The sequence below is a fragment of the Cellulomonas sp. PSBB021 genome, assembly GCF_002240455.1.
GTDB classification, from domain to species: Bacteria; Actinomycetota; Actinomycetes; order Actinomycetales; family Cellulomonadaceae; genus Cellulomonas; species Cellulomonas uda.
In genome coordinates, this window is record NZ_CP021430.1 from 1137100 (window position 1) to 1161591 (window position 24492).

Below are 24492 nucleotides of genomic sequence, written 5' to 3' on the forward strand. Positions count from 1 at the left end.
CGTTCACGCGCGGCCGGGCGCCGTCCGAGTCGAGGACATGCGCCGATATGCTGGCGACCGGCCCCGATAGCCCAACCGGCAGAGGCGTTCGGCTCAAACCCGATCCAGTGTGGGTTCGAATCCCACTCGGGGCACCGCACGAGAGCACGACCACGTCCCGCACCCGGGACGCACCTGCGACCCGGCCGACGCCGTCAGCCGAAGGTCTCGAGCAACAGCGAGCGCTCCGCGTCGGTGAGGTTCGTCGCGACGAGCGTGCTGCTCTGGAGCTGCCGCAGCCGCTCGCCGAGGCGGTCCATGTCCGCGCCCTCGGTCACGGCGCCCAGCAACGACGTCCCCTCGGTGAGCTGCGAGCGGATGCTCTCCAGGTCCTCCTCAGCGATGCCGATCCCCGCGACCGACTTCGCGACGGCACCCACTCCCGCGCCGACCGCGGCGCCGAGCAGCGGGGCGAAGAACAGCCCGCCGAACAGCAGACCCCAGAACGCACCCCACGCCGTGCCGCGCTTCGTGTCGTCCCGCGCGTGGTGCAGCTCGGGGCGCTGCTCACCCTGCGGCCAGCTGATCACGGCGTGGTCGACGAGCGTCACCAGGCCGTCGGTCTGCGCCGCCTCGAGCGCGACGACGGCCTTGGCCGCGCCGTCGTCGGTCTCGAACTTCCACGCCGTGAACGTCGTCATCGCGACCTCCGTGCCGGTCCATGTCGGTCCAACCCCGACGGTCGCCATCGTCGGCGCGCGGCCCATGGCGTGCCATCACCCCGCGGGGGTGATCTCCAACGCGGACCGCAGGGCGCGGTCCATCGCCGCGACGGGGCCCGGGTGCCCGGTCATGAGACGGACCTGCTCGGCGGCCTGGTGCAGCAGCATCCGCTCGCCGCCCACCGCGACGCCACCGAGCGTCACCCACCGCGCGTGCAGGGCCGTGGGTCGCGGGTCGTACGCGACGTCGAGCAGCACCCCGCGGGGCGCTCGGTCGAGGCGCTCGGCGATCGCGTCCGCCGCGCGCGGCGGGAGCGTGGAGACGACGACGTCCGCGGCGAGCCCGAGGGCGGGCGCGTCGTCGAGCGGACGCAGGACCGGCTCGACGCCCATGCGGTGCGCCGCGCGCAGCAGCGCGCCGGCACGCGCGACCGAGCGGACGAGCACACGCGGGGTGGTGCAGCCCAGCTCGGCGAGCGCGGCAAGGGTCGACGAGGCGGTCGCGCCGGCACCGAGCACGACGGCGTCCCGCACCGCGGTCCCCGGGACGAGCCCTTCGCGCAGCGCGGCGACCAGGCCGTGCACGTCGGTGTTCGCGCCGACGAGCGACCGGCCGGACCCGGTGCCCTGCAGCAGCACGGTGTTCACGGCCCCGACGACCTGTGCGAGCGGCTCGACGTGGTCGAGCAACGGGATGACCGTCTGCTTGAGCGGCATCGTCAGGCTGAGTCCGGCCCACTCGTCGGACAGCCCCGCGACGAACCCCTCGAGCTGCGCCTCCGTGACGTCGCGAGCCTCGTAGGCCCAGTCGTCCAGACCGAGGGCCGCGTACGCGGCCCGGTGCAACGTGGGCGACAACGAGTGAGCGACGGGGTGCCCCAGGACGGCGGCGCGGCGTCGGACGACCTGCGTCGTGCTCACTGCGGGTTCTCGGCGAGCCACTCGTTCATCGCCGCGACGCACTGCCCGTGCTCGGCCTCGGTCACGCTGAACCACGTCTCGCCGGTCTCGAGGTTCACCGTGCACCAGTACATCCAGTCGCCCTCGGCCGGGTGCATGACGGCGCTGATGGACGCCTTCCCCGGCGACGCGATCGGCGTCGGCGGCAGACCCTTGAGCCGGCGCAGGTTGTACGGGTTGGAGGTGTCCTCGAGCATGGCCTTCGTCAGCTCGGTCCCCTTGACGCCCGCGCCGTACGCGACGGCCGCGTCGATGTCGAGGCGCCAGTCCTGCGCGAGGCGATTCTCGATCGTCCGTGCGATCTTGGGGCGGTCGTCGTCGAGCTTGCCCTCACGCTCCACCAGGGACGCCTTGATGAGCGTGGTCTCCCACTGGTCCTCGGGCACCCCGAGGTCGGTGAGCACCTGCACGGTCTTGGTGACCATCGCCGTCAGGACGCCGGCCGCGTCGTCGTCGGGCTGGATCGCGTACGTCGCGGGGTACAGCCACCCCTCGAGCTCGCCGTCCGCCTGCGCGGGCAGGCCGATCGCGGACCCGTCGCCGACGACCTTCTCGACGGACTCCACCGACGTGCCGAGCGCGTCGGCGACCAGCGCGAGGATCTGCGAGGCGCGCCTGCCCTCGGGCACGACCAGCTTCTCCTCGACGCGCGTCGCGGGGTTCAGCAGGGCCGTCACGGCGTCCGCCGCAGGGATCTCGAGCAGCATCGAGTACGTGCCGGGCTGGATGCCGGTCGCACCGGGCGTCGCGTCGTAGGCATCGACGAACGCCCCCACGGAGGCGACCACGCCCGCGTCCTTCAGGGTCTGGCCGATGGCCTGCCCCGAGTCGCCGGGGTTGACCTGGATCTCCACGGAGCCGTGTCCCGGGCCCGGGAAGTCCGTCGCCGTCGCGACCTTGGAGTCGCCACCCAGCATGTCGCCGAGCATCGACCAGACGAGGTAGCCCGCCCCGCCGACGAGCACGAGCACGACGAGCACGACCCATGTCGTGCGACGCCGGCGCGCCTTGCGCACGCGCGCCTGCTTGCGGCGGTCACGGCTGTCGCGGCGCGTGGCACGAGCCTGCGGCGCCTCGCCGCCGTCCGGGCGTGCGGGGGCCCACCACTCGGTCTGACTCTCGCTCACGTCGGGTTCTCCCCATCGTCGGCCGTCTGCACGGTCGGGTCTGCCGGTCCGGGATGGGGGCGAGCCCACGTCACGGCCGTCGTCCTGCTCGTCGTCTCACTCGTCCTTCGCGGCGTCGATCTGCGCGACCATCTCCTGGAACTCGTCGTACGTCACCGCGAACACCGTCTCGCCCGTCTCGGCGTCGACCATCGTCCAGAACAGCCAGTCGCCGTCGGCGGGCGCGAGCACCGCGTCGAGCGAGGCTGCGCCGGGCGTCGCGATCGGCGTCGGCGGCAGACCGAGGTCCACGTACGTGTTGTAGGGGTTGCCGGTGTCGGCGCGCATCGCCTCGGTCGGCGGGGACGTGGTCCCCGCGCCGTAGGAGACCGTCGCCGGGATCTCGAGCGGCCGTTCCTTCTCGAGCCGGTTCTCGATGAGCCGGGCGAACGTCGCACGCGTCGAGTCCACCGTCATCTCCCGCTGGACCAGCGAGGCCTTGGTGAGCACCGACTGCCACACGTCCGGGTCGACCCCGCGGTCGGTGAGGTCCTTGACGGTGCGCGCGACGAGCTGGCCGAGCACCTTCGCCGCGCCGGCGTCGGACGGGACCTCGTACGTGCCGGCCGCGAGCCACCCCTCGACCTTGCCGCCCGCCTGCGGGGGCAGACCGATGGCCTCCGGGTCCTGGGCCGCCGCCTGCAGGTCCGCGAGCGGGATGGTCGTCTTCTCGGAGACCTTCGCCAGGATCTGCCACGACGCCAGCCCCTCGGGGAGCGTCACCGTCAGGGACGCCTTGCTCGCCGGGTCGAGCAGCGCCGCGACCGCGTCGGCGGAGCTCATCTCGAGCGCGAGCTCGTAGGTACCCGGTGCGATCTCGCCCGCGTCCTGCGACGTGTACACCTCGGCGAACACGTCCGCGTCGGCGACCACACCGGCCTCGACGAGCGCCGCACCGATCGCGGCCGCACCGGAGTCCGCCTCGATCGTGACCCGCACCGAGCCGTGGCCCGGTCCCGAGAAGTCGGAGACCTTGCGCACCGCCTGCGTGCCGGCGGGCTCGTCGTCGCCCGCGAGCAGCGAGGCCACGACGTAGCCGGCACCGCCCAGCAGGGCGAGCACGACGAGCGTCACGACGAGCGTGCGGCGCCGCCCCTCCTGACGCTCGCGCTCCTGCCGGTCACGGCCCGAGCGGCGGTCCCGGCGCGACGGCGGCTGCGTCCGGGCCGCGTGGTCGGGCGCGCGGTCGGACGCGCGGTCGGACGCGGGGCCGGCCGCGGGGTCGGGCGCGGGAGTGGCGACCCGGGGCGGAGCCCCGTCCGTCGTCCACCACTGCGTCTGGCTGCCCGTCACGTCCGCGTCGCTCCACCGTCGTCCGTCGCGTCGCCCACAGCCCCCTGACCCGTCGGGCCGAGCGACGGGTCCACCTCGACCCGTTCTCCGGGACGACGTCCCGTCGCACGCTCGGCGTCCAACGCGTACTGCAGGATCACCACCGCGGCGGCCTGGTCGACCACGTCGCGGTGGCGGCGCCCGGATCGGCCGGACGCCCACAGCGCCTGATGCGCGGACACCGTGCTCATCCGCTCATCGACCAACCGCACCTCGATCGGTGCGACGGCCTGCGCCAGTGTGCCAGCGTACGCGCGCGCGGAGTGTGAGGACGAGCTTTCCGCCCCCGAAAGGTGGCGTGGCAACCCGACGTACACACACCTCGCACAACGTTCGCGCGCCTCTCGCACGACCCGGGCGAGGTCCTTCGGCAGCCGCCCCGGACGGGTGCGACCGTCGCGGACGAGCGTCTCCACGGGCGTCGCGAGCATCCCGTCGGGGTCGCTGGCCGCGAGGCCGACCCGGACGGTACCCACGTCCACCGCGAGCCGCGGACCCCGCGCGAGCGCGTCGTGCGCGACGTCGTCCGGCGTCCCCGGGCCGGGAGTCCCGTGCCCGGGGGCGCCGGACGGCGCGTACGCCATCAGGACGCGACCGCGGTCCGCACCGCGGCGAGCGCGTCGGTGAGCCGGTCGGCGTCCGAGCCGCCGCCCTGCGCGAGGTCGTCCTTGCCGCCGCCGCCACCACCGAGGACCTGCGAGGCCGTGCGGACGAGCGCACCCGCCCGGAGGCCGGCCTCACGCGCCGCGGCGTTCGTCGCGACGACGACGACCGGGCGGCCCTTGGCGACGCCACCGACCGCGACGACGCTCGGTGCCGAGTCCCCGAGCCGCGACCGCACGTCGAGCACCAGGGTGCGCAGGTCGTCGGGCGACTGCTCCCCCGCGTCGTACGCGACCACGCGCGTCACGCCGACCTGCTCGGCGCCCGAGGCGAGCGAGCCGGCCAGCGCGAGGACCTGTGCCTGACGCAGCGCGGCGAGCTCCTTCTCCGACTCCTTGAGCTTGGTCATGAGCCCGGAGACGCGCTCCGCGAGCTCGTCCGGCCGCGCACCCAGCAGACCCGAGAGCTGGCCGACGAGCGCGCGCTCCTTGGCCTGGTAGCCGTACGCGCCCGCGCCGACGAGCGCGTCGACACGCCGCACACCCGAGCCGATCGCGGACTCCGACAGCAGCGTGACCAGGCCCAGCTCGCCCGACCGGCGCACGTGCGTGCCCGCGCAGAGCTCGAGCGACCAGTCGCCGCCGATCGACACGACCCGCACCTCGTTGCCGTACTTCTCGCCGAACAGCGCCATCGCACCCATCGCGCGTGCCTCGTCGATCGGCTTGATTGAGTCGGTGACCTCGAGGTCGTCCTGCAGGCGCTCGTTGACGCGCGCCTCGATCTCGGCGACGACGTCGGCCGGGGTCGCGGACGGCGAGCGGAAGTCGAAGCGCAGCCGGCTGGGCGCGTTCAGCGAGCCGGCCTGCGTCGCGGACTCGCCGAGCGACTCGTGCAGCGCCTTGTGCACCAGGTGCGTCGCGGTGTGCGCACGAGCGATCGCCTGCCGCCGGCCGGTGTCGATCGACGCGGTACCCGGCTCGCCGAGCGTCACCGTGCCGTCCACGAGCCGACCGTGGTGCACCGACAGGCCCTTGAGCGGCGCCTGCACGTCGTCGACCTCGATGCGCGCGCCGTTGTCCAGCACGATCGTGCCGTGATCGGCCTGCTGGCCACCGGCCTCCGCGTAGAACGGGGTGACGTCCAGCACCACCTCGACGTCCGCGGGAGCCGTCGCGGCGGGGGCGGGCACGCCGTCGACGAGCAGCCCGACGACCGTCGAGCGCGCCTGCGCGTCGGTGTACCCGACGAACGTCACGGGCTTGGCCGTCTCCGACGCGAGGCTCTGGTGCAGGTCCTGGTACGCCGCGAGGTTCGCGTGCCCCGCGCGCTTGGCGAGCGCGTCGGCGCGGGCGCGCGAGCGCTGCTCCGCCATGAGCGTGCGGAACGCCTCGCGGTCGACGTCGACGCCGTGCTCCTCCGCCATCTCGAGCGTGAGGTCGATCGGGAAGCCGTACGTGTCGTGCAGCTGGAACGCGTCGGCGCCCGAGAGCACGGGACGCGCGCCGGTCTCGGCAGGTGCGCTCGCCTTGGCGCCCGCGACGGCGGTGTCGAGGATCGTCGTGCCCGCCGCGAGCGTCCGGCGGAACGCCTCCTCCTCCGCGTACGCGACCTGGCTGATGCGGTCGAAGTCGCGCTCGAGCTCCGGGTAGGAGTCCCTCATCGCGTCGCGGCTCATGGGGAGCAGGACCGGCAGCGCCGGGTCGTCCACGCCCAGCAGGCGCATCGCGCGGATCGAGCGGCGCAGCAGGCGGCGCAGCACGTAGCCCCGGCCCTCGTTCGACGGCGTCACGCCGTCGCCCATCAGCATGAGGCCCGAGCGGACGTGGTCGGCCACCACCCGCATGCGCACGTCGTCGTCGTGGTCCGCGCCGTAGCGGCGGCCCGACATCTGCACCGCGCCGTCGATCACCGGGCGCACCTGGTCGATCTCGTAGAGGTTGTCGACGCCCTGCAGCAGGTACGCGACGCGCTCCAGGCCCATGCCGGTGTCGATGTTCTTCTGCTTGAGGTCGCCCAGGATCGGGAACGACTCCTTGGTGCCGCCGTTGTCGCGCTCGTACTGCATGAACACGAGGTTCCAGATCTCGAGGTACCGGTCCTCGTCCACGACCGGGCCGCCCTCCGCGCCGTACTGCGGACCGCGGTCGACGTAGATCTCCGAGCACGGGCCCGCCGGGCCACGTGCGCCCGTCGACCAGAAGTTGTCCTTCATCCCGCGGCGCTGGATGCGCTCGTCGGGCAGGCCCGCGATCCGCTTCCAGAGCGCTGCGGCCTCGTCGTCGTCGTGGAAGACCGTCACCCAGATCGAGTCGGGGTCGAAGCCGTACCCGCCGTCCGCCTGGCTGCCCGTGACGAGCTCCCAGGCGTACGTGATCGCGCCCTCCTTGAAGTAGTCCCCGAAGGAGAAATTCCCGTTCATCTGGAAGAACGTGCCGTGCCGGGTGGTCTTGCCGACCTCCTCGATGTCGAGGGTGCGCACGCACTTCTGCACGCTGGTGGCGCGCGGCCACGGCGGCGTCTGCTCCCCGAGCATGTACGGGATGAACGGCACCATGCCCGCGATCACGAACAGCGTCGACGGGTCGGGCGAGATGAGCGGGGCCGACGGCACGACCGCGTGGCCGCGGGCGGAGAAGAAGTCGAGCCAACGCTGGCGGATCTCGGCGGTACGCATGATGTCCTCGGGGTCGTGACGGTGGGCCTGGCGGCCCGGGGGTGCTGCCGCGCGACGAGCGCGGCCGGGGTCTGTGGGGTCTGGTCCGGTCAGAAGAACGACGCGTCGGCGTCGTCGTCCGGGTCGTCGAGCGGTCCGGCCCAGCCGGGCGGCACGCGCCGCTCGCGCTGCGGGCCACGGCGGGCACCGCCACGCGCGTCGTCCCACGCGGAGCGCAGCTCGGCGGCACGCCGGCCGGCCCCGGCGCGGACCTCGTCGACGTCCACGTCGCCGACGAGCTCTCGGCGCAGCTGCGTCTCACGCTCCGCCATGCCGGCCGCGAACTCGTGGCGCGCGGTCGCGAACGCGCGCGTGAGGGACGTCGCGCCCGCCACGACCTCGGGCGTGCCCTGCGGCAGGTACGCCTCGGCGACCGCCCGGCCCTTGCGGACCACGACGACCGTGACGGCGACGCCCACGCCGACCCAGAACAGCCGGCGCATCAGCGGACCTTGCGCGCCCCGGCGGCGAACCCGCCGAACGCGCGTCGCACGCCGTACGAGAAGGCGGCGACCTTGACCATCGGGCCCCCGACGGTGGCCGCGAACAGCGCGGTGAGCGCCGACACGTTCTGCGACACCTGCGCGGCGGCGGTCGTGACCTTGTCGACGTTGTCGAGCTGGCCGTTCGAGGACGCGACGAGCTGGGCCGCCTCGTCGAGCACCGGCACGGTGTGGTCCGTGAGCTCCTTGACCGAGCTGCGCGTCTCGTCCAGCACACGCCCCAGCTTCAGCAGCGGGACCGCGAGCAGGCCCACGAGCAGCACGAAGGCGATGGCCGCGACCAGCCCCGCGACGTCTGAGACCGACATCCCTCGTCCTTCCTCGATGACTGTTGCACCCTACCCGTGCGGCGTGCGCGAGCACGCACCCGGGCGTCCGCGTCGGCGGAGCACGACGGAGCCCCGCCGCGCAGGTCGCGCGACGGGGCTCCGTGACGTGGTGCGAGCTGCGTCAGCGGGCGTAGTACTCGACGACGAGCTGGACCTCGCAGGTCACGGGGACCTCGGCGCGCTTCGGGTCGCGGACCAGGACGGCCGACAGCTTCTCGAGCTGGACGTCGAGGTAGCCCGGGACGGCCGGCAGCACGTCGCGGTGCGCGCCCGCGGCGGCGACCTGGAACGGCGTGGTCGCCTGGCTCTTCGGCTTGACCTGGATGGTCTGGCCGACCTTCACGCGGAACGACGGGCGGTCGACGATCTTGCCGTCGACGAGGATGTGACGGTGCGTCACGGCCTGGCGCGCCTGCAGGATCGTGCGGGCGAAGCCCGAGCGCAGGACGAGCGCGTCGAGACGCGTCTCGAGGATCTCGACGAGCGCCTCACCGGTCAGGCCCGGGGCCTTGCGGGCGTCCTGGTACGCACGCGCGAGCTGCTTCTCGCGGAGCGCGTACTGCGCGCGCAGACGCTGCTTCTCACGCAGACGGACCGCGTAGTCCGACTCGGTGCGGCGACGCGCGCGGCCGTGCTCACCGGGCGGGTAGGGGCGCTTCTCGAAGTGCTTGACGGCCTTGGGCGTCAGGGCCAGGCCGAGGGCGCGGCTCAGGCGGACCTGGCGGCGCGAACGGGTCACACTGCTCACAGCTGTACTTCCTGTCGTGTTCGTTGACGTCACGCCCGACGGACGGTGGTCCGTCGGCGTGGGGCCGACCTTCGAGGGACGCGACCGCGCTCTGCTGCCGCCGCGGCGTCCTGGCTAAGGCCCCAGGGTGGTCCTGCACGACGCCCGCCGAAGGCACGGCGGCGCACATGACCGGTCAACCTTACCCGGCGGGAGCACGCCACGACGAATCCGCCCCTGGGAGGTGCGTCACGGCCCGAGGATCTGGCGGATCCGGTCGAGGCGGTCCGCGACCTGGCGCTCGTACCCGCGGTCGGTCGGCTCGTAGTACCGGGAGCCGACGAGCTCGTCGGGCAGGTACTGCTGCGCGGCCACGCCGTGCGGCTCGTCGTGCGCGTACACGTACCCCTGACCGTGGCCGTGCTGCTTCGCACCCGGGTAGTGCGCGTCGCGCAGGTGCGTCGGTACCGGACCGAGGCGCCCCGCCCGCACGTCCGCCAGCGCACGGTCCACCCCCACGTACGCCGCGTTGGACTTCGGCGCCGTCGCGAGGTGCACGACCGCCTCGGCGAGCACGATCCGCGCCTCGGGCATGCCGATGAGCTGCACGGCCTGCGCCGCGGCGACCGCGGTCTGCAGCGCGCTCGGGTCCGCCATGCCGACGTCCTCGGCGGCCGCGATGACGATGCGCCGCGCGATGAACCGCGGGTCCTCCCCCGCGGCGATCATCCGCGCGAGGTAGTGCAGCGAGGCGTCCACGTCCGAGCCGCGCATCGACTTGATGAACGCGCTGATGACGTCGTAGTGCTGGTCGCCGTCCCGGTCGTAGCGCACCGCCGCGACGTCGATCGCGCGCTCGACGGTCGCCAGGTCGACCGGCACGGGGACCGGCTGACCAGCGGTGTCCGGGTCGGTGGGGGGGACGCGCTCGTCGTCGCTCAGCGCCGCGCCCGCGGCGGCCTCGAGGATCGTCAGCGCCTTGCGCGCGTCGCCGCCCGCCAGCCGCAGCAGGTGCTCCTCGGCCTCCTCGGCGAGCTCGACGCTCCCGGCGAGACCACGCTCGTCGGCCACCGCCCGCCGCACGAGCGCCCGCACGTCCTCGACCCCCAGCGGCTGGAGGGTGAGCAGCAGGGAGCGCGACAGCAGCGGCGAGTTCACGGAGAACGACGGGTTCTCCGTGGTCGCCGCGACGAGGGTGACCCACCGGTTCTCGACGCTCGGCAGCAGCGCGTCCTGCTGGGCCTTGGTGAACCGGTGCACCTCGTCGATGAACAGGACCGTCTCGTCCCCGCCCGCGGCGAGCCGGCGCCGCGCGTCCTCCACGACCTGCCGCACGTCCTTCACGCCCGCCGTCACCGCGGACAGCTCGACGAACCGGCGGCCCGACGTCGCGGCGACCAGGTACGCGAGCGTCGTCTTGCCCGTGCCCGGAGGGCCCCACAGCACGACAGACGACGGCGCGGCCCGGCCCTCCGAGTCCCCCGCGGGCTCCACCAGCCGGCGCAGCGGCGACCCGGGGACGAGCAGGTGCGACTGGCCGGCGACCTCCTCGAGCGAGCGCGGGCGCATCCGCACGGCGAGGGGAGCCCCCGCCGACGGCGCGGGGACGCCGGCGGCCGTCGAGCTGACCGCGTCGAACAGGTCCATGCGCGCAGCGTACGTCGCGGCGCCCACGCGTCCGGGCGGGTCCGCCGGCCGACGCTCGGGGTCGCGCGCCGGCACCCCCTCGTCCACAGCGCGGCGCGCTGGTGTGCGCGCCCGTCCCAGGACCTGCGACCATGGCGCCGTGTTCGCCCGACTCGGCCGCCTCGTCGCGCACCGTCCCCGCACCGTCGTCGTCGTGTGGCTCGCCCTCGCCGCGCTCGGCTACGCGTTCGCGGTCGTCGGTGTCCAGGGCGAGTCCGTGTTCGACCGCGTGAGCACTGGAGAGCCCACCGTCCCGCGCTCCGAGAGCGTGCAGGGGCGCGACCTGCTCTACGCGTCGCAGGACGGCGGGACGTCCGTCACGCTCGTGGTCTCGGGGGTGGACCCCACCGATACGGGGCTCGGCGCCGCGCTCGAGGCCCCACGCCGCGACCTCGGGGCGATCCCCGGTGTCGAGTCCGTGATCGACCCGGTCGCGCTGCCCGGCGGGGTCGAGAACCCTGCGGCCGCGCCGCTGCTCGCGCGGTCGGGCGACGGGTTCCTCGTCGTCGTGGACCTGGACCCCGCGCTGCGGCCGACGGAACGCGACGCCGCGCTCGACGCGGTGGTCCGGCGGCTGGACCGGGTGCCGGACGACCTGCGCGAGGTCGCACCCGACGCCACCGGCGTCGTCGGCGGGTCACGGCTGATCGTGCAGGAGATCACCTCGCAGGTCCGCCAGGACCTGCGCACCGGTGAGGCCGTGACGCTGCCACTCGCGCTCGTCGTCATGGTGCTGGTCTTCGGCGGCTTCCTCGCCGCCGCGATGCCGATGGCCGGCGCGCTCGCCTCGATCGCGGGCGGGCTCGCCGCCGTGCTCGGCCTCAGCCACGTCATGGACGTCGACTCGTCGGTCGTCAACGTCGTCACGGTGCTCGGTCTCGGCCTCTCGATCGACTACGGACTCCTGATCGTGTCGCGCTTCCGCGAGGAGCTGCACCGCCTCGTCGACGACGACGGCGGACGGGCAGCACGGCGTCGCCGCGGCGACGGCGCCGTCGCGGCCGCCGTCGAGCGCACGATGGCGACCGCCGGGCGCACGGTCGCGTTCTCCGCCGTGACCGTCGCGATCGCCATCAGCGCGCTCCTGGTGTTCAGCCCCGACATCCTGCGGGCCATCGGCGCCGGTGGCGTGGCCGTCGTGCTCATCGCGGTCGCCACCGCGCTCACGCTCGTCCCCGCGCTCCTGACGCTCACCGGCCGACGTCTCCTGCGCCCGGGGCTGCTGTCCCGCGTCCCCGGCGTGCGCGCGGTCCTCGCCCGCACCGTGGACACCGCGAGCGAGGAGGGCGCGTTCTCGCGGCTCGCCGAGCGCGTGCAGCGCCACCCGTGGCGGTTCCTCGGCGGCGCCGTGCTCGTCCTGCTCGTCCTCGCGCTGCCGCTCACCCACCTCGAGCTGCGCAGCTCGACCACGGGCCTCCTGCCGCCCGCGAGCACGCAGCGGCAGTTCGTCGAGACGCTGGCCCGCGAGTACCCCGCCGCGGCGTCACCCGCGGTCACGGTCGTCGCCGAGACGTCGCTCGAGGCCGGCGGCACCTGGGCGCAGGAGCTCGCCGCCCTCGACGGTGTCGCGTCGGTCGACCCGCCCACCGCGTCGGGTCCGTACGTCGTGATCGGCGTCCGCCCGGACTCCGCCGACGCCGGCGGGAGCGTCGCGCGCGACGTCGTCACCGAGATCCGGTCGCTCGACCCGGGGTTCCCCACCTGGGTGACGGGCCAGGCCGCGTTCCAGATCGACTTCGTCGCGGCGCTCCAGGAGGACGCCCCGCTCGCCGTGCTCATCGTCGTCGTCGCGACCCTGCTGCTGCTGTTCCTCATGACCGGGTCCTTCGTGCTCCCCGTCAAGGCCCTGCTGACCAACGCGCTCTCGCTCGCGGCGTCCGTGGGCGTCCTCGTGTGGGCGTTCCAGGACGGCCATCTCGACGACCTGCTGGGCTTCATCTCGACCGGCGGCATCGAGACGTACGTGCTCGCGCTCGTCCTCGCGTTCGGCTTCGGGCTCGCGATGGACTACGAGGTCTTCCTGATCTCCCGCATCAAGGAGCTGCACGACCAGGGCCGCTCGACCGACGACGCCGTGCGACTCGGCCTGCAGCGCTCCGGCCGGATCATCACGTCCGCCGCGGCGATCATCATCCTGGTGTTCGCCGGCTTCATGGCGGGGCAGCTGCTCGTCATCAAGGAGGTCGGCTTCGCGCTCGCCGTCGCGGTCCTCATCGACGCGACGGTCGTCCGGCTCGTGCTCGTCCCCGCGACGATGACGGTGCTCGGCGAGGCCAACTGGTGGGCACCGCGGTGGGCCAGGCGCGTGCACGCGCGCCTGGCGATCACGCACTGAGAGCGGGACGACGATGCCGGTGACCGACCCGAGCGCCGGGACGTCGTCACGACCACCGCGCGCAGGCTCGCCGACGGCGATCGTCGCGTGGACGGCCGCGTCCGTCGCCGGGTTCGTCGTCCTCATGGCCTACGTGCGCTACGTCGTGTCGGGTGCGTCCAGCCCCGAGTCGGGCGACGCGCTCTCGTGGTTCACCGCGCTGCTGTCGACACCAGCACTCGCCGCCGCCTGCTGGTGGAGCACCCGCCGCGCGCTGCGTGCTGCACGCCGACCGCCGCCACCGACCGTACCCGCGGTCGAGCCACCCACCCGGCACGCCTCGTTCTCCGACGACGCCGGGCCGCCCCCGACCCGGTGGTGAGGAGGCTGCACGGGGCGCTGGAGGGCGCCGGACGGTCACCACGACGACGACGGGGCCCGGCCGTCGTCGACGGACCGGGCCCCGTCGTCCAGGGCGCGCGGCTCAGGCGGACGGCTCGGCCACCTGGGCGGCCGCCTTCGGCTTCGCGTCGACGCCCGCCTCACGGCGCTGCTCGGGCGTGATGGGCGCAGGCGCCTGCGTCAGCGGGTCGTAGCCGCCACCCGACTTCGGGAACGCGATGACCTCGCGGATCGACTCCGAGGCGGTGAGCAGCGCGACGATGCGGTCCCAGCCGAACGCGATCCCGCCGTGCGGCGGGGCGCCGAACTGGAACGCGTCGAGCAGGAAGCCGAACTTCTCCTGCGCCTCGTCCGGGCCGATGCCCATGACCTCGAAGACGCGCTGCTGCACGTCGCGGCGGTGGATACGGATCGACCCGCCGCCGATCTCGTTGCCGTTGCAGACGATGTCGTACGCGTACGCGAGTGCCTGGCCCGGGTCCTGCTCGAACGTGTCGATCCACTCGGGCGTGGGCGACGTGAACGCGTGGTGCACCGCGGTCCAGGCGCCCCCGCCGACCGCGACGTCGTCGTCCTCGCCCGTGGGCTTGAACAGCGGCGCGTCGACGACCCACACGAACGACCACTGCGACTCGTCGATCAGCCCGCCGCGGCGGCCGATCTCGAGCCGCGCGGCACCGAGCAGCGCGCGGGCCTCGGACTGCTTGCCCGCCGCGAAGAAGATCGCGTCACCGGGCTGCGCCCCCGTGGCCGCCGCGAGCCCGGCGCGCTCGTCGTCGGTGATGTTCTTGGCGACCGGCCCCCCGAGCTCGCCGTCCTCGCCGACCGTCACGTACGCGAGGCCCTTGGCGCCGCGCTGCTTGGCCCACTCCTGCCACGCGTCGAACCCGCGGCGCGGCGTCGCGGCACCACCCGGCTGGACGACGGCGCCCACGTACGGCGCCTGGAACACCCGGAACGGGGTGTCGCGGAAGTACTCCGTGAGCTCGGTGAGCTCGAGTCCGAAGCGCAGGTCCGGCTTGTCGGTCCCGTACTTCTCCATCGCCTCGGCGAACGTCATCCGGCGGATCGGCGTCGGGATCTCGACGTCGACCAGGCGCCACAGCGCGACCAGCACCTCCTCGGCCAGCGCGATCACGTCGTCCTGCTCGACGAAGCTCATCTCGACGTCGAGCTGCGTGAACTCGGGCTGCCGGTCGGCGCGGAAGTCCTCGTCGCGGTAGCAGCGGGCGATCTGGTAGTAGCGCTCCATGCCGGCGACCATGAGGAGCTGCTTGAACAGCTGCGGCGACTGCGGAAGCGCGTACCAGCTGCCGGGCGACAGGCGCGCGGGCACCAGGAAGTCACGCGCACCCTCGGGGGTCGAGCGCGTGAGCGTGGGCGTCTCGATCTCGACGAACTCGTGCGCGTCGAGCACGGCGCGAGCGGCACGGTTGGCCTGGGCACGCAGGCGCAGCGCGCGCGCCGGAGCGGGACGACGCAGGTCGAGGTAGCGGTGCTTGAGCCGTGCCTCCTCGCCCACCTGCTCGTCGAGCGACGACGAGACCTGGAACGGCAGCGGCGCGGACTCGTTGAGGACGACGACCTCGGTCGCGACGACCTCGACCTCACCCGTCGCGAGGTTCGCGTTCTCGTTCCCCTCGGGCCGACGGCCGACCTCTCCGGTGACCTGCAGGACGTACTCCGAGCGCAGACCGTGCGCCACGGCCTCGTCCCGGATCACGACCTGGGCGATCCCCGACGCGTCCCGCAGGTCCACGAAGGCGACGCCGCCGTGATCGCGCCGGCGGTCCACCCAGCCCGTGAGGGTGACGGTGGAGCCGATGTGCTCGGCCCGCAGCGAGCCGGCGGTGTGGGTGCGCAGCACGGAAGGTCCTTCGGTTCAGGGATCGGGGTCTGCGGCCCCCTGGGGAGCCCCGACGATCATAGTTGCGCGCGACGCCCCGGCCCGCCCGGATATCCGCGGCCGGCACCCGCGGCTCGTGCGGTCAGAACAGGCTGGGCTGCACCTGGGCGGCGGCGTCGTGCGCGAGCGCCTCGCGACGCCCCCAGCGCAGGCCGCCTGCGGCCTGACCGTCGGGACGGTCGAGTCCGTGGCGGGCCAGCAGGGGGGCCACCCGCCGCGTGAGCCACTGCCGGTACTCCCGGTGCGCGTACGACCCGTCCCCGTACACCCGGCGGTACGCCGCGACGAGGTCGGGACGCTCGCGCTCGAGCCACGCGGTGAACCACTCGCGCGCGCCGGGCCGCAGGTGCAGCGGCAGGACGGTCGCGCGCTGCGCACCGGCCTGTGCGACCTGCGCGAAGAGGCGGTCGAGGTGGTCGGTCGAGTCCGTGAGCCACGGCAGCACCGGGGCGACCATGACGTGCACGGGCAGCCCCGCGTCGCGGATCGCGCGCACGAGGTCGAGCCGGGCGCGCGCGGTCGGCGTGCCGGGCTCGAGTCGCTGCTGCAGCTCGTCGTCCAGGACCGCGACGGACACCGCGAGCGACACGGAGACGTCCGCGTCCGCGAGCAGGGGCAGGTCACGGCGCAGGAGCGTGCCCTTCGTGAGGATCGAGAACGGCGTGCCCGAGCCGACCAGCGCGTCGATGACGCCCGGCATGAGGCGGTAGCGACCCTCGGCCCGCTGGTACGGGTCGGTGTTGGTGCCCAGCGCGACGTGCTCGCGGGTCCACGAGGGCCGCTGGAGCTCGACGTGCAGGACGTCGGCCACGTTCGTCTTGACGACGATCTGCGTGTCGAAGTCCTCGCCCGCGTCGAGGTCCAGGTACCGGTGGGTGCCCCGCGCGAAGCAGTACACGCACCGGTGCAGGCAGCCGCGCATCGGGTTCACGGTCCACCGGAACGGGACCTGCGACGCGGCGGGCACGTGCGACAGCGCCGTCCGCGCGTGGATCTCGTGGAACGTGACGCCCGCGAACTCGGGCGTGCGGACCGTCCGCACGAGTCCCGCGAGCTCCAGCCCGGGGAGCACGTCGGCGTCGTGCTCGAGCTTCTGACCGTCCCACCGCACGCGTCGATTCGAACACACGTACGCACGTCGATCAAGACCAGACGGTCACGTCCGGTCGGTCACGGCCGGGCGACGGCCGGTGCGGGGTGCGCTCAGTCCTGCGCCGACGCGGCGACCACGCGCGGGAGCAGGTCCTCCGCGGGCGGCGACCACGTCGCGGCGTCCGCCGGCACCTGCTCGCCCGAGCGGATGTCCTTGACCTCGTCCGCGGTCCCTCCCGCCTCGGCGGGCCCGGGGAACCACACGAAGGGGATCCCCCGGCGGTCCGCGTGGCGGATCTGCTTGCCGAACTTCGCAGCCGACGGCGCGACCTCGACCGGGATGCCCCGCTCGCGCAGCGCGGAGGCGACCGCGTCCGACCGGTGCCGGTCCTCCTCTGTGGCGACGGCGACGAGCACCGCGGACGGCACCGCACGCGTGGCGCGCACGAGACCGGCCCCCAGCAGGCGCGACACCAGCCGCGAGACGCCGATCGACAGGCCGACACCCGGGTACGTCGTCGCCCCGTCGGACGCGAGCGTGTCGTACCGGCCCCCCGAGCAGATCGAACCGAGCTGCTCGTGCCCGACGAGCACCGTCTCGTAGACGGAGCCCGTGTAGTAGTCGAGCCCGCGCGCGATCCTCAGGTCGGCGACGACGACGCCGGGGGCTCGGTCCTGTGCCGCGCGCACCAGCTGCCCGAGCTCGGCCAGACCCTCGTCGAGCAGCTCGTGCTGCGCGCCCACCTCGGCGGCGAGCTCCCGCACCCGGTCGACGACGTCCTCGTCGGTCCCGCTGATCCCGGCGAGCCTCAGGCACGCACGCGCCTGGTCCTCGCCGGCGCCCGTCTCCGCGACCAGCAGCCCGGCCACCGCGTCCGCGCCGATCTTGTCGAGCTTGTCGATGCTGCGCAGGACGCCCTCGACGTCCGTCAGACCGATCCCGCGGTAGAACCCCTCGGCGACCTTGCGGTTGTTCACGAGGATGCGCACGGGCGGCAGCCCGATCTCCCGCAGCGCGGTGAGCGCCTCCGCCATCACGAGCGGGAGCTCCACCTCGTAGTGGTACGGCAGCGACCCCGCGCCGACGACGTCGATGTCGGCCTGCACGAACTCGCGGAACCGGCCGTCCTGCGGCCGCTCGCCGCGCCACACCTTCTGGATCTGGTAGCGGCGGAACGGGAACGCCAGGTGGCCGGCGTTCTCCAGCACGTACCGCGCGAACGGCACGGTGAGGTCGAAGTGCAGGCCGAGCTGGCCCGCGCGCTCCGGCGCCGCGTCGGGCTCCTCCTGGAGCCGGCGCAGCACGTACACCTCCTTGGACGTCTCGCCCTTGCGCAGCAGCTGGTCGAGCGGCTCGACCGCCCGCGTCTCGATGCCCGCGAACCCGTGCAGCTCGAACGTGCGCCGCAGGACGTCGAGCACGTGCTGCTCCACGATGCGCCCCTCGGGCAGCCACTCGGGGAATCCGGACAGGGGTGTCGGTCGCGCCATGCCCCGATCCTCCCAGACGCGCGCACCCGCTCGGCGCGGTGCGGTCAGCGCGCCGCGAGGAACGGGTTGGTCGCCAGCTCCCGACGCATCTCGCTCGTCGGGCCGTGCCCCGGCACGACCTGCGTCGCCGGGTCGAGGCGCGCGACGACGTCCCGCAGCGTGCGGGTCATGACCGCCGGGTCGCCGCCCGGCAGGTCGGTGCGCCCGACCGTCCCCGCGAACAGCACGTCGCCCGTGAACGCGAGGCCGTCGACGAGGTAGAGCGTGGAGCCCTCGGTGTGGCCGGGCGCGTGCCGGGCCACGACGGCGATCGACCCGAGCTCGAGCCGCACGTCCTCGTCGCGCTCCCCCGCGTCGTCGAGGGCCGCACCGCGTGGCGTGCCGAACGGCCGCAGGTCGTCCGGACGCTCGAACGCCGCCGGGTCGGCCCCGACCGCGGCCAGGGCCTGCGCGAGCGGGCCGGCCGGGTCGTGCGACGCTCCCCCGAGCACGCCGAGCGTGCCGAACGGGTCCGCGAGCCGGTAGGCGTCGCGCGCGTGGACGTGCACGGCGACGCCGAGCCGCCGTGCGAGCGGTCCGGCGTCCCACACATGGTCCGCGTGGCCGTGGGTGACGAGCACACCCTGCGGGGCGAGGCCCCGCTCCTCGACGAGCGACGCGACCGCGTCGGCGACGAGCGCACCCGCGTCCACGACGACGCACGCACCGTCGTCCGCGACGAGCACGCTCGTGCGGGCACCGAACACCGGGGACAGGACCGTCAGGAGCTCCACGAGAGGCAGGCTAGACGCCCCGCGGACGGCCGGGCGACGCGCGCCGCAGGCGCCGGGACCAGCGCGTGTCACCCGGACGCCGTCCCAGCGCGCGGCGTGCGGATCGCACACCCCTGTCACCTGCCTAGACTGTCCGGGGTTCCACTGTGCGACGGTGCGGGAGACGTCCGCTCGTACGGTGCATCGACAGTCACGCGAGGAGTGCGGGTGTCCAACAAGCGGGTGTCCAACAAGCGCGAGCGCGAGTACGAGCGCCGCCGGTTCGAGAAGTGGCAGGCACGGCAGGCCGAGGCCAAGGCGCGCCAGCGCCGCCAGCGCATCGTCGCGGGGGCGGTCGTCGGGGCGCTGGTCGTCGTGATCGGCGTCGTCGCCGCGGTCGTCGCCGGTGGGTCCGACGACACCGCCGGGTCCCCGACCGATCCGGTCTCGCCGGCCGCCACCGCGGGTGCACCGACCGGCGAGCCGACGAACTCCGACCTCGTCCCCGCCCCGGCGCTCGCCGAGGACCGCACGTGGACCGGCGAGATCACGCTCGGCCAGGGCGCGCTCGGCATCAGCCTCGACGGCGCCGCGGCACCCCAGGCGGTCGCCAACTTCGTGACGCTCGCGCAGGACGGGTTCTTCGACGGCACGAAGTGCCACCGCCTCACCACGGACGGCATCTACGTCCTGCAGTGCGGCGACCCCGAGGGCACCGGCATGGGCGGACCCGGGTACTCGTGGGGTCCGGTCGAGAACGCCCCCGCCGACGAGCAGTACCCCGCGGGCACCATCGCCATGGCGCGGCAGAGCGGCAACGGCAGCTCGATGGGCTCGCAGTTCTTCATCGTCTACGACGACAGCAGGATCCCGTCCGACGGGGCGGGTGGCTACACCGTGTTCGGCAAGGTGACGTCCGGTCTGGACGTCGTCACGGCCATCGCCGACGCGGGCACTGCGGACGGGTCGACCGACGGCTCTCCCGTGTCCGACGTCATCATCAAGGGAGTGAAGATCCAGTGACGCAGACCCCGGACCAGTCGGCCCCGAGCACGGCCGACGCCGCCGCCGAGCAGGTCGAGACGCCGCAGCAGGACGCTCCCGAAGCCGAGACGCACGTGGACGCGACGCCCGAGCCCGCCGAGGTCGTCGACGCGCCGGCCGACGAGGCGGCATCCGACGAGGCACCCGTCACCGAGGCGGCGCCCACCGACGACACCCCTGTCGAGCCCGCAGCCGACGAGACCGCCGCTCCGGAGGCCGGCGCCGCTCCGGCTCCGACGCCGCGGCCCACGCCGGCCTCGGTCAAGCCCAGCGCCCGTCCGCTCCCCCGGCCCCCGGTCGCGACGCCCGCCGCCCCCGCGGCGGCCGGCCCGGCCGTCGCACCGGTGCCTCCGGTCGATGCCGCCGAGGCCGCGCACGCCGCGACGTTCGGCTCGGTCGACGCGGAGGGCACCGTGACGGTGCGCGAGGCGTCGGGTGAGCGCGTCGTGGGCCAGTTCCCGGGCGCGACGGCGCAGGAGGCGCTCGCGCTGTACGTGCGCCGGTTCCTCGACCTGCAGGCGAAGGTCGCGCTGTTCGAGGCGCGCCTGGGGGCGACGGACCTGTCGGTCAAGGAGATCGACCAGACGCTCGCCAAGCTCACGGAGGAGACCGCCGAGCCGGCCGCGGTGGGCGACCTCGACGGGCTGCGCGCGCGTCTCGACGCGTTGCGCGGCGTCGCCGCCGAGCGCCGCGCCCAGGCCGAGGCCGAGCGCCAGGCCGCCCGCGCGGCGGCGGTGGAGGCCCGCACAGCGATCGTCGAGCAGGCCGAGCGGATCGCCGCCACCGACCCCGGCCGCATCCAGTGGCGCCCCGCGGGTGAGCAGCTGCGGGCGCTCCTCGACCAGTGGAAGGACGCGCAGCGTTCCGGCCCGAGGCTGGACCGGCCGACCGAGGAGGCGCTGTGGAAGCGGTTCAGCCACGCGCGCACCACGTTCGACCGTGAGCGTCGGCACTTCTTCGCGCAGCTCGAGCAGTCGAACGCGCAGGCGAAGGCCGCCAAGGAGCGCCTCGTCGACGAGGCCGAGCGGCTGCAGTCGAGCACCGACTGGGGCGCGACCGCGGGTGCCTTCCGCGACCTCATGACGCAGTGGAAGAGCGCGGGCCGCGCGAGCCGTGCCGACGACGACGCGCTGTGGGCGCGGTTCCGCGCGGCGCAGGACGCGTTCTTCGCGGCTCGTGACGCGCAGAACGCGGCGACCGACGCGGAGTTCCGGGCGAACCTCGAGGTCAAGGAGGCCATCCTCGTCGAGGCCGAGGCACTGCTCCCCGTGACGGACCTCGGCGCGGCGAAGGCGGCGATCCGCGGCATCCAGGACCGCTGGGAGGCCGCGGGCAAGGTGCCGCGTGCCGACATCCAGCGCGTCGAGGGACGGCTGCGGGCGGTCGAGACCGCGATCCGCGAGGCGGAGCAGAAGCAGTGGACGCGGTCCAACCCCGAGACGCGCGCGCGTGCCGAGGGCGCGGCCGCGCAGCTCGAGCAGGCGATCGCGGGCCTCGAGGCCGACCTGGAGAAGGCGAAGGCCGCCAAGGACCAGCGCCGCATCGACGAGGCGCAGGCCGCGCTCGACGCGCGTCGGGCCTGGCTCGAGCAGGTGCAGCGCGCCGCGCAGGACGCGCGCGGCTGACCGGTCGCGTCTGTCCACAGGCGCGCGCACGCCGCCGGAGGGCGTCGGGCATCCTCACGGGATGGCCGACGCCCTCTCGCTGCTTCCCGCCCCGTGCGTCCTCCCGCGCCTCGTGCGCCGCGGCGACCTGCCGCCCGGGGAGTGGGTGGGCATGCAGCTCGACGGCGTGCTCGTCGCGCTGACCGACGACGTCGCCGTCACCACCGAGCGTCCACCCGAGCCGGGCGACCGCGCGCAGGCGCTCGCACCGGCGCTCCCCCGGCACGGCGTGCTCGGCCGGGACGCCGCTGCCTGGGTGCACGCGGGCGGTCGGGCGCCGGCCCGGGCATGCGTCCTGGTGCCGGTCGGCGTGCGACGGCCGGACGCGCGGCCGGACCGCGCGAGCGCGGAGACCGTCTTCGCGCAGGGCGACGTCGTCGTCGTCGCGGGCGTCCCCGTCACCTCACCCGTGCGGACCGGGGCGGACGTCGCGCGCTGGGTGGAGGGTGCCGCGGCCGTCGAGCGGCTCGTGGCGCTCGCCTCGTGCGGGGTGGACCTGCAGGAGGTGCGTGCGCGCCTCGCCGCCATGACGGGGCGCCGGCACGTGCGACGCGCGTTCGGCGCACTCGAGGACGCGAGCGAGCGGGTCGCGTCCCTCGGCGTGGCGCGCGGCGAACCTCAGCGCAGCGCGTCGTCGGGCCGGGCCCCGGTGATGCGGTAGACGTCGAACACGCCCTCGATCTTGCGCACCGCCGCGAGGACCGACGCGAGGTGCGAGGGCTCGGCCATCTCGAACACGAACCGCGACATCGCCACCCGGTCGCGCGACGTCGAGACCGACGCCGACAGGATGTTGACGTGGTGGTCCGACAGGACCCGTGTGACGTCCGAGAGCAGCCGCGCCCGGTCGAGGGCCTCGACCTGGATCTGCACCAGGAACAGCGACGACGAGGTGTGGCTCCACTCGACGTCGAGCATGCGCTCGGGCTGCTGGCGGAGCTGCTCGACGTTGATGCAGTCGGCGCGGTGCACGCTCACGCCCGCGCCACGCGTCACGAACCCCACGATGTCGTCGCCCGGCACAGGGGTGCAGCACTTCGCGAGCTTGACCCATACGTCGTCGACGCCACGGACCACGACACCGGGGTCGCCCGTGCGCACACGCCGCGCGGTCGGGCCGGGGCGCGCGGTCTCGGCGAGGTCCTCCTCGGCGCCCGTCTCCCCGCCGAGCGCCTGCACGAGGCGCTGCACGACGGTCGACGCGGCGACCTGGCCCTCGCCGACGGCGGCGTAGAGCGCGGAGACGTCCGCGAACCGCATCTCGGACGCGAGGGCGACGAGGGACTCGTGCGAGAGCAGGCGCTGCATGGGCAGGTTCTGCTTGCGCATCGCCTTGGCGATCGAGTCCTTGCCGTGCTCGATGGCCTCCTCGCGGCGCTCCTTGGAGAACCACTGGCGGATCTTGTTGCGGGCACGCGGGCTCTTGACGAAGCCCAGCCAGTCGCGGCTAGGGCCGGCGGTCTCGGACTTCGAGGTGAAGACGTCGACGACGTCGCCGTTCTCGAGCGTGGAGTCCAGCGGGACGAGCCGCCCGTTGACGCGCGCGCCCATCGTGCGGTGCCCGACCTCGGTGTGCACCGCGTACGCGAAGTCGACGGGCGTCGAGCCTTGCGGCAGGGCGATCACGTCACCCTTCGGCGTGAACACGTACACCTCGGAGCCGGCGATCTCGAACCGCAGCGAGTCGAGGAACTCGGTCGGGTCGGCCGTCTCGCGCTGCCAGTCGACGAGCTGGCGCAGCCACGCCATATCGCCGCCACAGGGCGCCTCGGTCTGCGTGCCGCCGTTGCTCTTCGCGTTCTCCTTGTACTTCCAGTGCGCGGCGACGCCGTACTCCGCGCGCCGGTGCATGTCGTGCGTGCGGATCTGGATCTCGACGGGCTTGCCGCCCGGCCCGATCACCGTGGTGTGCAGCGACTGGTACAGGTTGAACTTGGGCATCGCGATGTAGTCCTTGAACCGGCCGGGGACCGGGTTCCACCGCGCGTGCAGCGCGCCGAGCGCCGCGTAGCAGTCACGGACCGTGTCGACCAGGACGCGCACGCCCACCAGGTCGTAGATGTCGGCGAAGTCGCGGCCGCGCACGATCATCTTCTGGTAGATCGAGTAGTAGTGCTTCGGCCGGCCCGTCACGGTCGCCTTGATCTTCGCGGCGCGCAGGTCCGCGCCGACCTGGTCCCGCACGACCGCCAGGTACTCCTCGCGCGCGGGCGCGCGCTCGGCGACGAGGTGCACGATCTCGTCGTAGACCTTCGGGTAGAGCGTCGCGAACGACAGGTCCTCGAGCTCCCACTTGATCGTGTTCATGCCGAGCCGGTGCGCGAGCGGGGCGTAGATCTCGAGCGTCTCGCGCGCCTTCTTCTCGGCCGACGCGGCGGGGACGAACTTCCAGGTCCGCGCGTTGTGGAGGCGGTCGGCCAGCTTGATGACCAGGACGCGGATGTCGTGGGCCATCGCGACGACCATCTTGCGGACCGTCTCCGCCTGCGCCGCGTCGCCATAAGTAACCTTGTCGAGCTTCGTCACGCCGTCGACGAGCATCGCGACCTCGGGGCCGAACTCGCGCCGCAGCTGCTCGAGGGAGTACTCGGTGTCCTCGACCGTGTCGTGCAGCAGAGCCGCGACGAGCGTGGACGGGGTCATGCCGAGCTCGGCGAGGATCGTCGCGACAGCGACCGGGTGCGTGATGTACGGGTCGCCGCTCTTGCGGAGCTGGCCGCGGTGCGCGCGCTCGGCCACGACGTACGCACGCTCGACGGTGCCGAGGTCGGCCTTCGGGTGGTTCGCTCGCGCGGCCTGCAGGACGGGCTCGAGCGCGGGGTACGCGGGACCTCGGGTCCCGCCGAACCGGGTCAGACGCGCGCGCACCCGCGACGCCGACGAGCCGGACTGCTCGCCGGTCGCTGACGCCGACCCGGTGGGCTGGGCCGCGGCTGACGGCGACCGATCGCCCGTGGCGGGCGCGACGAGGTCCTCGGCCACCCGGTCTCCCTCCGTGCTGCTCACGCTGGATCGCACGAGTCTACGTCCGCACGACGGGTCGTCCGCGCGCGGGCCCGCCGAGGGACCCGTGCGGGCGGGCTCAACGTGTGCGCTCGCGTGCC

Annotated in this window: 20 protein-coding genes and 1 tRNA gene; 6 read left to right on the plus strand and 15 right to left on the minus strand. The window is 73.9% G+C overall.

What is annotated here, in order from left to right:
* The first annotated feature begins 60 nt into the window (after positions 1 to 60).
* Positions 61 to 134: transfer RNA gene (locus CBP52_RS05130), tRNA-Leu, on the plus strand.
* A 60-nt stretch (positions 135 to 194) separates the two neighbouring features.
* Here the strand turns inward: CBP52_RS05130 and CBP52_RS05135 are convergent.
* The 10 genes from CBP52_RS05135 to CBP52_RS05180 form a co-directional block, all read right to left on the minus strand.
* Positions 195 to 680 carry a DUF1269 domain-containing protein gene (locus CBP52_RS05135; RefSeq protein ID WP_094182176.1) on the minus strand — a complete coding sequence of 162 codons (486 nt, stop codon included), beginning with the start codon at positions 678 to 680 and terminating at the stop codon, positions 195 to 197.
* Between the two features lie 75 nt (positions 681 to 755).
* Positions 756 to 1622, minus strand: a complete 867-nt coding sequence (locus CBP52_RS05140; RefSeq protein WP_094180091.1) for a shikimate dehydrogenase — start codon at positions 1620 to 1622, stop codon at positions 756 to 758.
* Positions 1619 to 2788 carry an endolytic transglycosylase MltG gene (gene mltG, locus CBP52_RS05145; protein WP_094180092.1) on the minus strand — a complete coding sequence of 390 codons (1170 nt, stop codon included), beginning with the start codon at positions 2786 to 2788 and terminating at the stop codon, positions 1619 to 1621. Before mltG (CBP52_RS05145) ends, CBP52_RS05140 begins: the two co-directional genes overlap by 4 nt.
* Positions 2789 to 2884: 96 nt before the next feature.
* Entirely contained in the window at positions 2885 to 4120 is a 1236-nt protein-coding gene (gene mltG, locus CBP52_RS05150) for an endolytic transglycosylase MltG (RefSeq protein ID WP_094180093.1), read from the minus strand.
* Complete coding sequence (gene ruvX / locus CBP52_RS05155) at positions 4117 to 4743, minus strand: Holliday junction resolvase RuvX (protein ID WP_094180094.1); 627 nt, start codon at positions 4741 to 4743, stop codon at positions 4117 to 4119. The genes mltG (CBP52_RS05150) and ruvX overlap by 4 nt, the downstream gene beginning before the upstream one ends.
* Positions 4743 to 7439, minus strand: a complete 2697-nt coding sequence (gene alaS, locus CBP52_RS05160) for an alanine--tRNA ligase (protein ID WP_094180095.1) — start codon at positions 7437 to 7439, stop codon at positions 4743 to 4745. Before alaS ends, ruvX begins: the two co-directional genes overlap by 1 nt.
* A gap of 89 nt (positions 7440 to 7528) precedes the next feature.
* Positions 7529 to 7921, minus strand: coding sequence for a hypothetical protein (locus CBP52_RS05165; RefSeq protein ID WP_094180096.1), 393 nt, complete (start codon positions 7919 to 7921; stop codon positions 7529 to 7531).
* Positions 7921 to 8289: a DUF948 domain-containing protein gene (locus CBP52_RS05170; RefSeq protein ID WP_094180097.1), complete on the minus strand. Its 369-nt coding sequence runs from the start codon at positions 8287 to 8289 to the stop codon at positions 7921 to 7923. Before CBP52_RS05170 ends, CBP52_RS05165 begins: the two co-directional genes overlap by 1 nt.
* Before the next feature lie 142 nt (positions 8290 to 8431).
* The gene (rpsD, locus tag CBP52_RS05175; RefSeq protein WP_094180098.1) at positions 8432 to 9058 is read right to left on the minus strand and encodes a 30S ribosomal protein S4; all 627 of its coding nucleotides are present in this window, start codon (positions 9056 to 9058) and stop codon (positions 8432 to 8434) included.
* 228 nt (positions 9059 to 9286) lie between these two features.
* Positions 9287 to 10684 carry a replication-associated recombination protein A gene (locus tag CBP52_RS05180; RefSeq protein ID WP_094182177.1) on the minus strand — a complete coding sequence of 466 codons (1398 nt, stop codon included), beginning with the start codon at positions 10682 to 10684 and terminating at the stop codon, positions 9287 to 9289.
* A 139-nt stretch (positions 10685 to 10823) separates the two neighbouring features.
* Between CBP52_RS05180 and CBP52_RS05185 the strand changes: the two genes are divergently transcribed.
* Positions 10824 to 13058 carry an MMPL family transporter gene (locus tag CBP52_RS05185; RefSeq protein ID WP_232514662.1) on the plus strand — a complete coding sequence of 745 codons (2235 nt, stop codon included), beginning with the start codon at positions 10824 to 10826 and terminating at the stop codon, positions 13056 to 13058.
* A 19-nt stretch (positions 13059 to 13077) separates the two neighbouring features.
* On the plus strand, positions 13078 to 13419 hold the full coding sequence (locus tag CBP52_RS05190) for a hypothetical protein (RefSeq protein ID WP_094180100.1): 342 nt from the start codon (positions 13078 to 13080) through the stop codon (positions 13417 to 13419).
* 102 nt (positions 13420 to 13521) lie between these two features.
* Here CBP52_RS05190 and aspS read toward each other — a convergent pair whose 3' ends face one another.
* The 4 genes from aspS to CBP52_RS05210 form a co-directional block, all read right to left on the minus strand.
* Positions 13522 to 15306 (minus strand): aspartate--tRNA ligase, encoded by a 1785-nt coding sequence (gene aspS / locus CBP52_RS05195; RefSeq protein ID WP_094180101.1) that lies wholly within the window; start codon positions 15304 to 15306, stop codon positions 13522 to 13524.
* Between the two features lie 121 nt (positions 15307 to 15427).
* Positions 15428 to 16456 (minus strand): Rv2578c family radical SAM protein, encoded by a 1029-nt coding sequence (locus CBP52_RS05200; protein WP_094180102.1) that lies wholly within the window; start codon positions 16454 to 16456, stop codon positions 15428 to 15430.
* 92 nt (positions 16457 to 16548) lie between these two features.
* On the minus strand, positions 16549 to 17928 hold the full coding sequence (gene hisS, locus CBP52_RS05205) for a histidine--tRNA ligase (RefSeq protein ID WP_094180103.1): 1380 nt from the start codon (positions 17926 to 17928) through the stop codon (positions 16549 to 16551).
* A gap of 44 nt (positions 17929 to 17972) precedes the next feature.
* Positions 17973 to 18701 carry an MBL fold metallo-hydrolase gene (locus CBP52_RS05210; protein WP_094180104.1) on the minus strand — a complete coding sequence of 243 codons (729 nt, stop codon included), beginning with the start codon at positions 18699 to 18701 and terminating at the stop codon, positions 17973 to 17975.
* Positions 18702 to 18908: 207 nt separating this feature from the next.
* Here CBP52_RS05210 and CBP52_RS05215 point away from each other — a divergent pair, with 207 nt between their 5' ends.
* The 3 genes from CBP52_RS05215 (at position 18909) to CBP52_RS05225 (ending at position 22049) form a co-directional block, all read left to right on the plus strand.
* Positions 18909 to 19703, plus strand: a complete 795-nt coding sequence (locus CBP52_RS05215; protein ID WP_369826303.1) for a peptidylprolyl isomerase — start codon at positions 18909 to 18911, stop codon at positions 19701 to 19703.
* Entirely contained in the window at positions 19700 to 21349 is a 1650-nt protein-coding gene (locus CBP52_RS05220; protein WP_094180105.1) for a DUF349 domain-containing protein, read from the plus strand. Before CBP52_RS05215 ends, CBP52_RS05220 begins: the two co-directional genes overlap by 4 nt.
* A 61-nt stretch (positions 21350 to 21410) precedes the next feature.
* Positions 21411 to 22049 (plus strand): hypothetical protein, encoded by a 639-nt coding sequence (locus tag CBP52_RS05225; RefSeq protein WP_094180106.1) that lies wholly within the window; start codon positions 21411 to 21413, stop codon positions 22047 to 22049.
* Here CBP52_RS05225 and CBP52_RS05230 read toward each other — a convergent pair.
* A complete protein-coding gene (locus tag CBP52_RS05230; protein ID WP_369826304.1) occupies positions 22007 to 24394 on the minus strand; it encodes a bifunctional (p)ppGpp synthetase/guanosine-3',5'-bis(diphosphate) 3'-pyrophosphohydrolase in 2388 nt (795 codons plus the stop codon). The genes CBP52_RS05225 and CBP52_RS05230 overlap by 43 nt on opposite strands.
* Positions 24395 to 24492: the final 98 nt, after the last annotated feature.

Excerpts from the sequence above, each read along its gene's own strand:
- CBP52_RS05165 (WP_094180096.1), bottom strand. The coding sequence starts at position 7,921 with ATGCGCCGGCTGTTCTGGGTCGGCGTGGGCGTCGCCGTCACGGTCGTC.
- CBP52_RS05170 (WP_094180097.1), bottom strand. The coding sequence starts at position 8,289 with ATGTCGGTCTCAGACGTCGCGGGGCTGGTCGCGGCCATCGCCTTCGTG.
- hisS (WP_094180103.1), bottom strand. The coding sequence starts at position 17,928 with ATGGCGCGACCGACACCCCTGTCCGGATTCCCCGAGTGGCTGCCCGAG.
- alaS (WP_094180095.1), bottom strand. The coding sequence starts at position 7,439 with ATGCGTACCGCCGAGATCCGCCAGCGTTGGCTCGACTTCTTCTCCGCC.
- CBP52_RS05225 (WP_094180106.1), top strand. The coding sequence starts at position 21,411 with ATGGCCGACGCCCTCTCGCTGCTTCCCGCCCCGTGCGTCCTCCCGCGC.
- CBP52_RS05180 (WP_094182177.1), bottom strand. The coding sequence starts at position 10,684 with ATGGACCTGTTCGACGCGGTCAGCTCGACGGCCGCCGGCGTCCCCGCG.
- CBP52_RS05135 (WP_094182176.1), bottom strand. The coding sequence starts at position 680 with ATGACGACGTTCACGGCGTGGAAGTTCGAGACCGACGACGGCGCGGCC.
- ruvX (WP_094180094.1), bottom strand. The coding sequence starts at position 4,743 with ATGGCGTACGCGCCGTCCGGCGCCCCCGGGCACGGGACTCCCGGCCCG.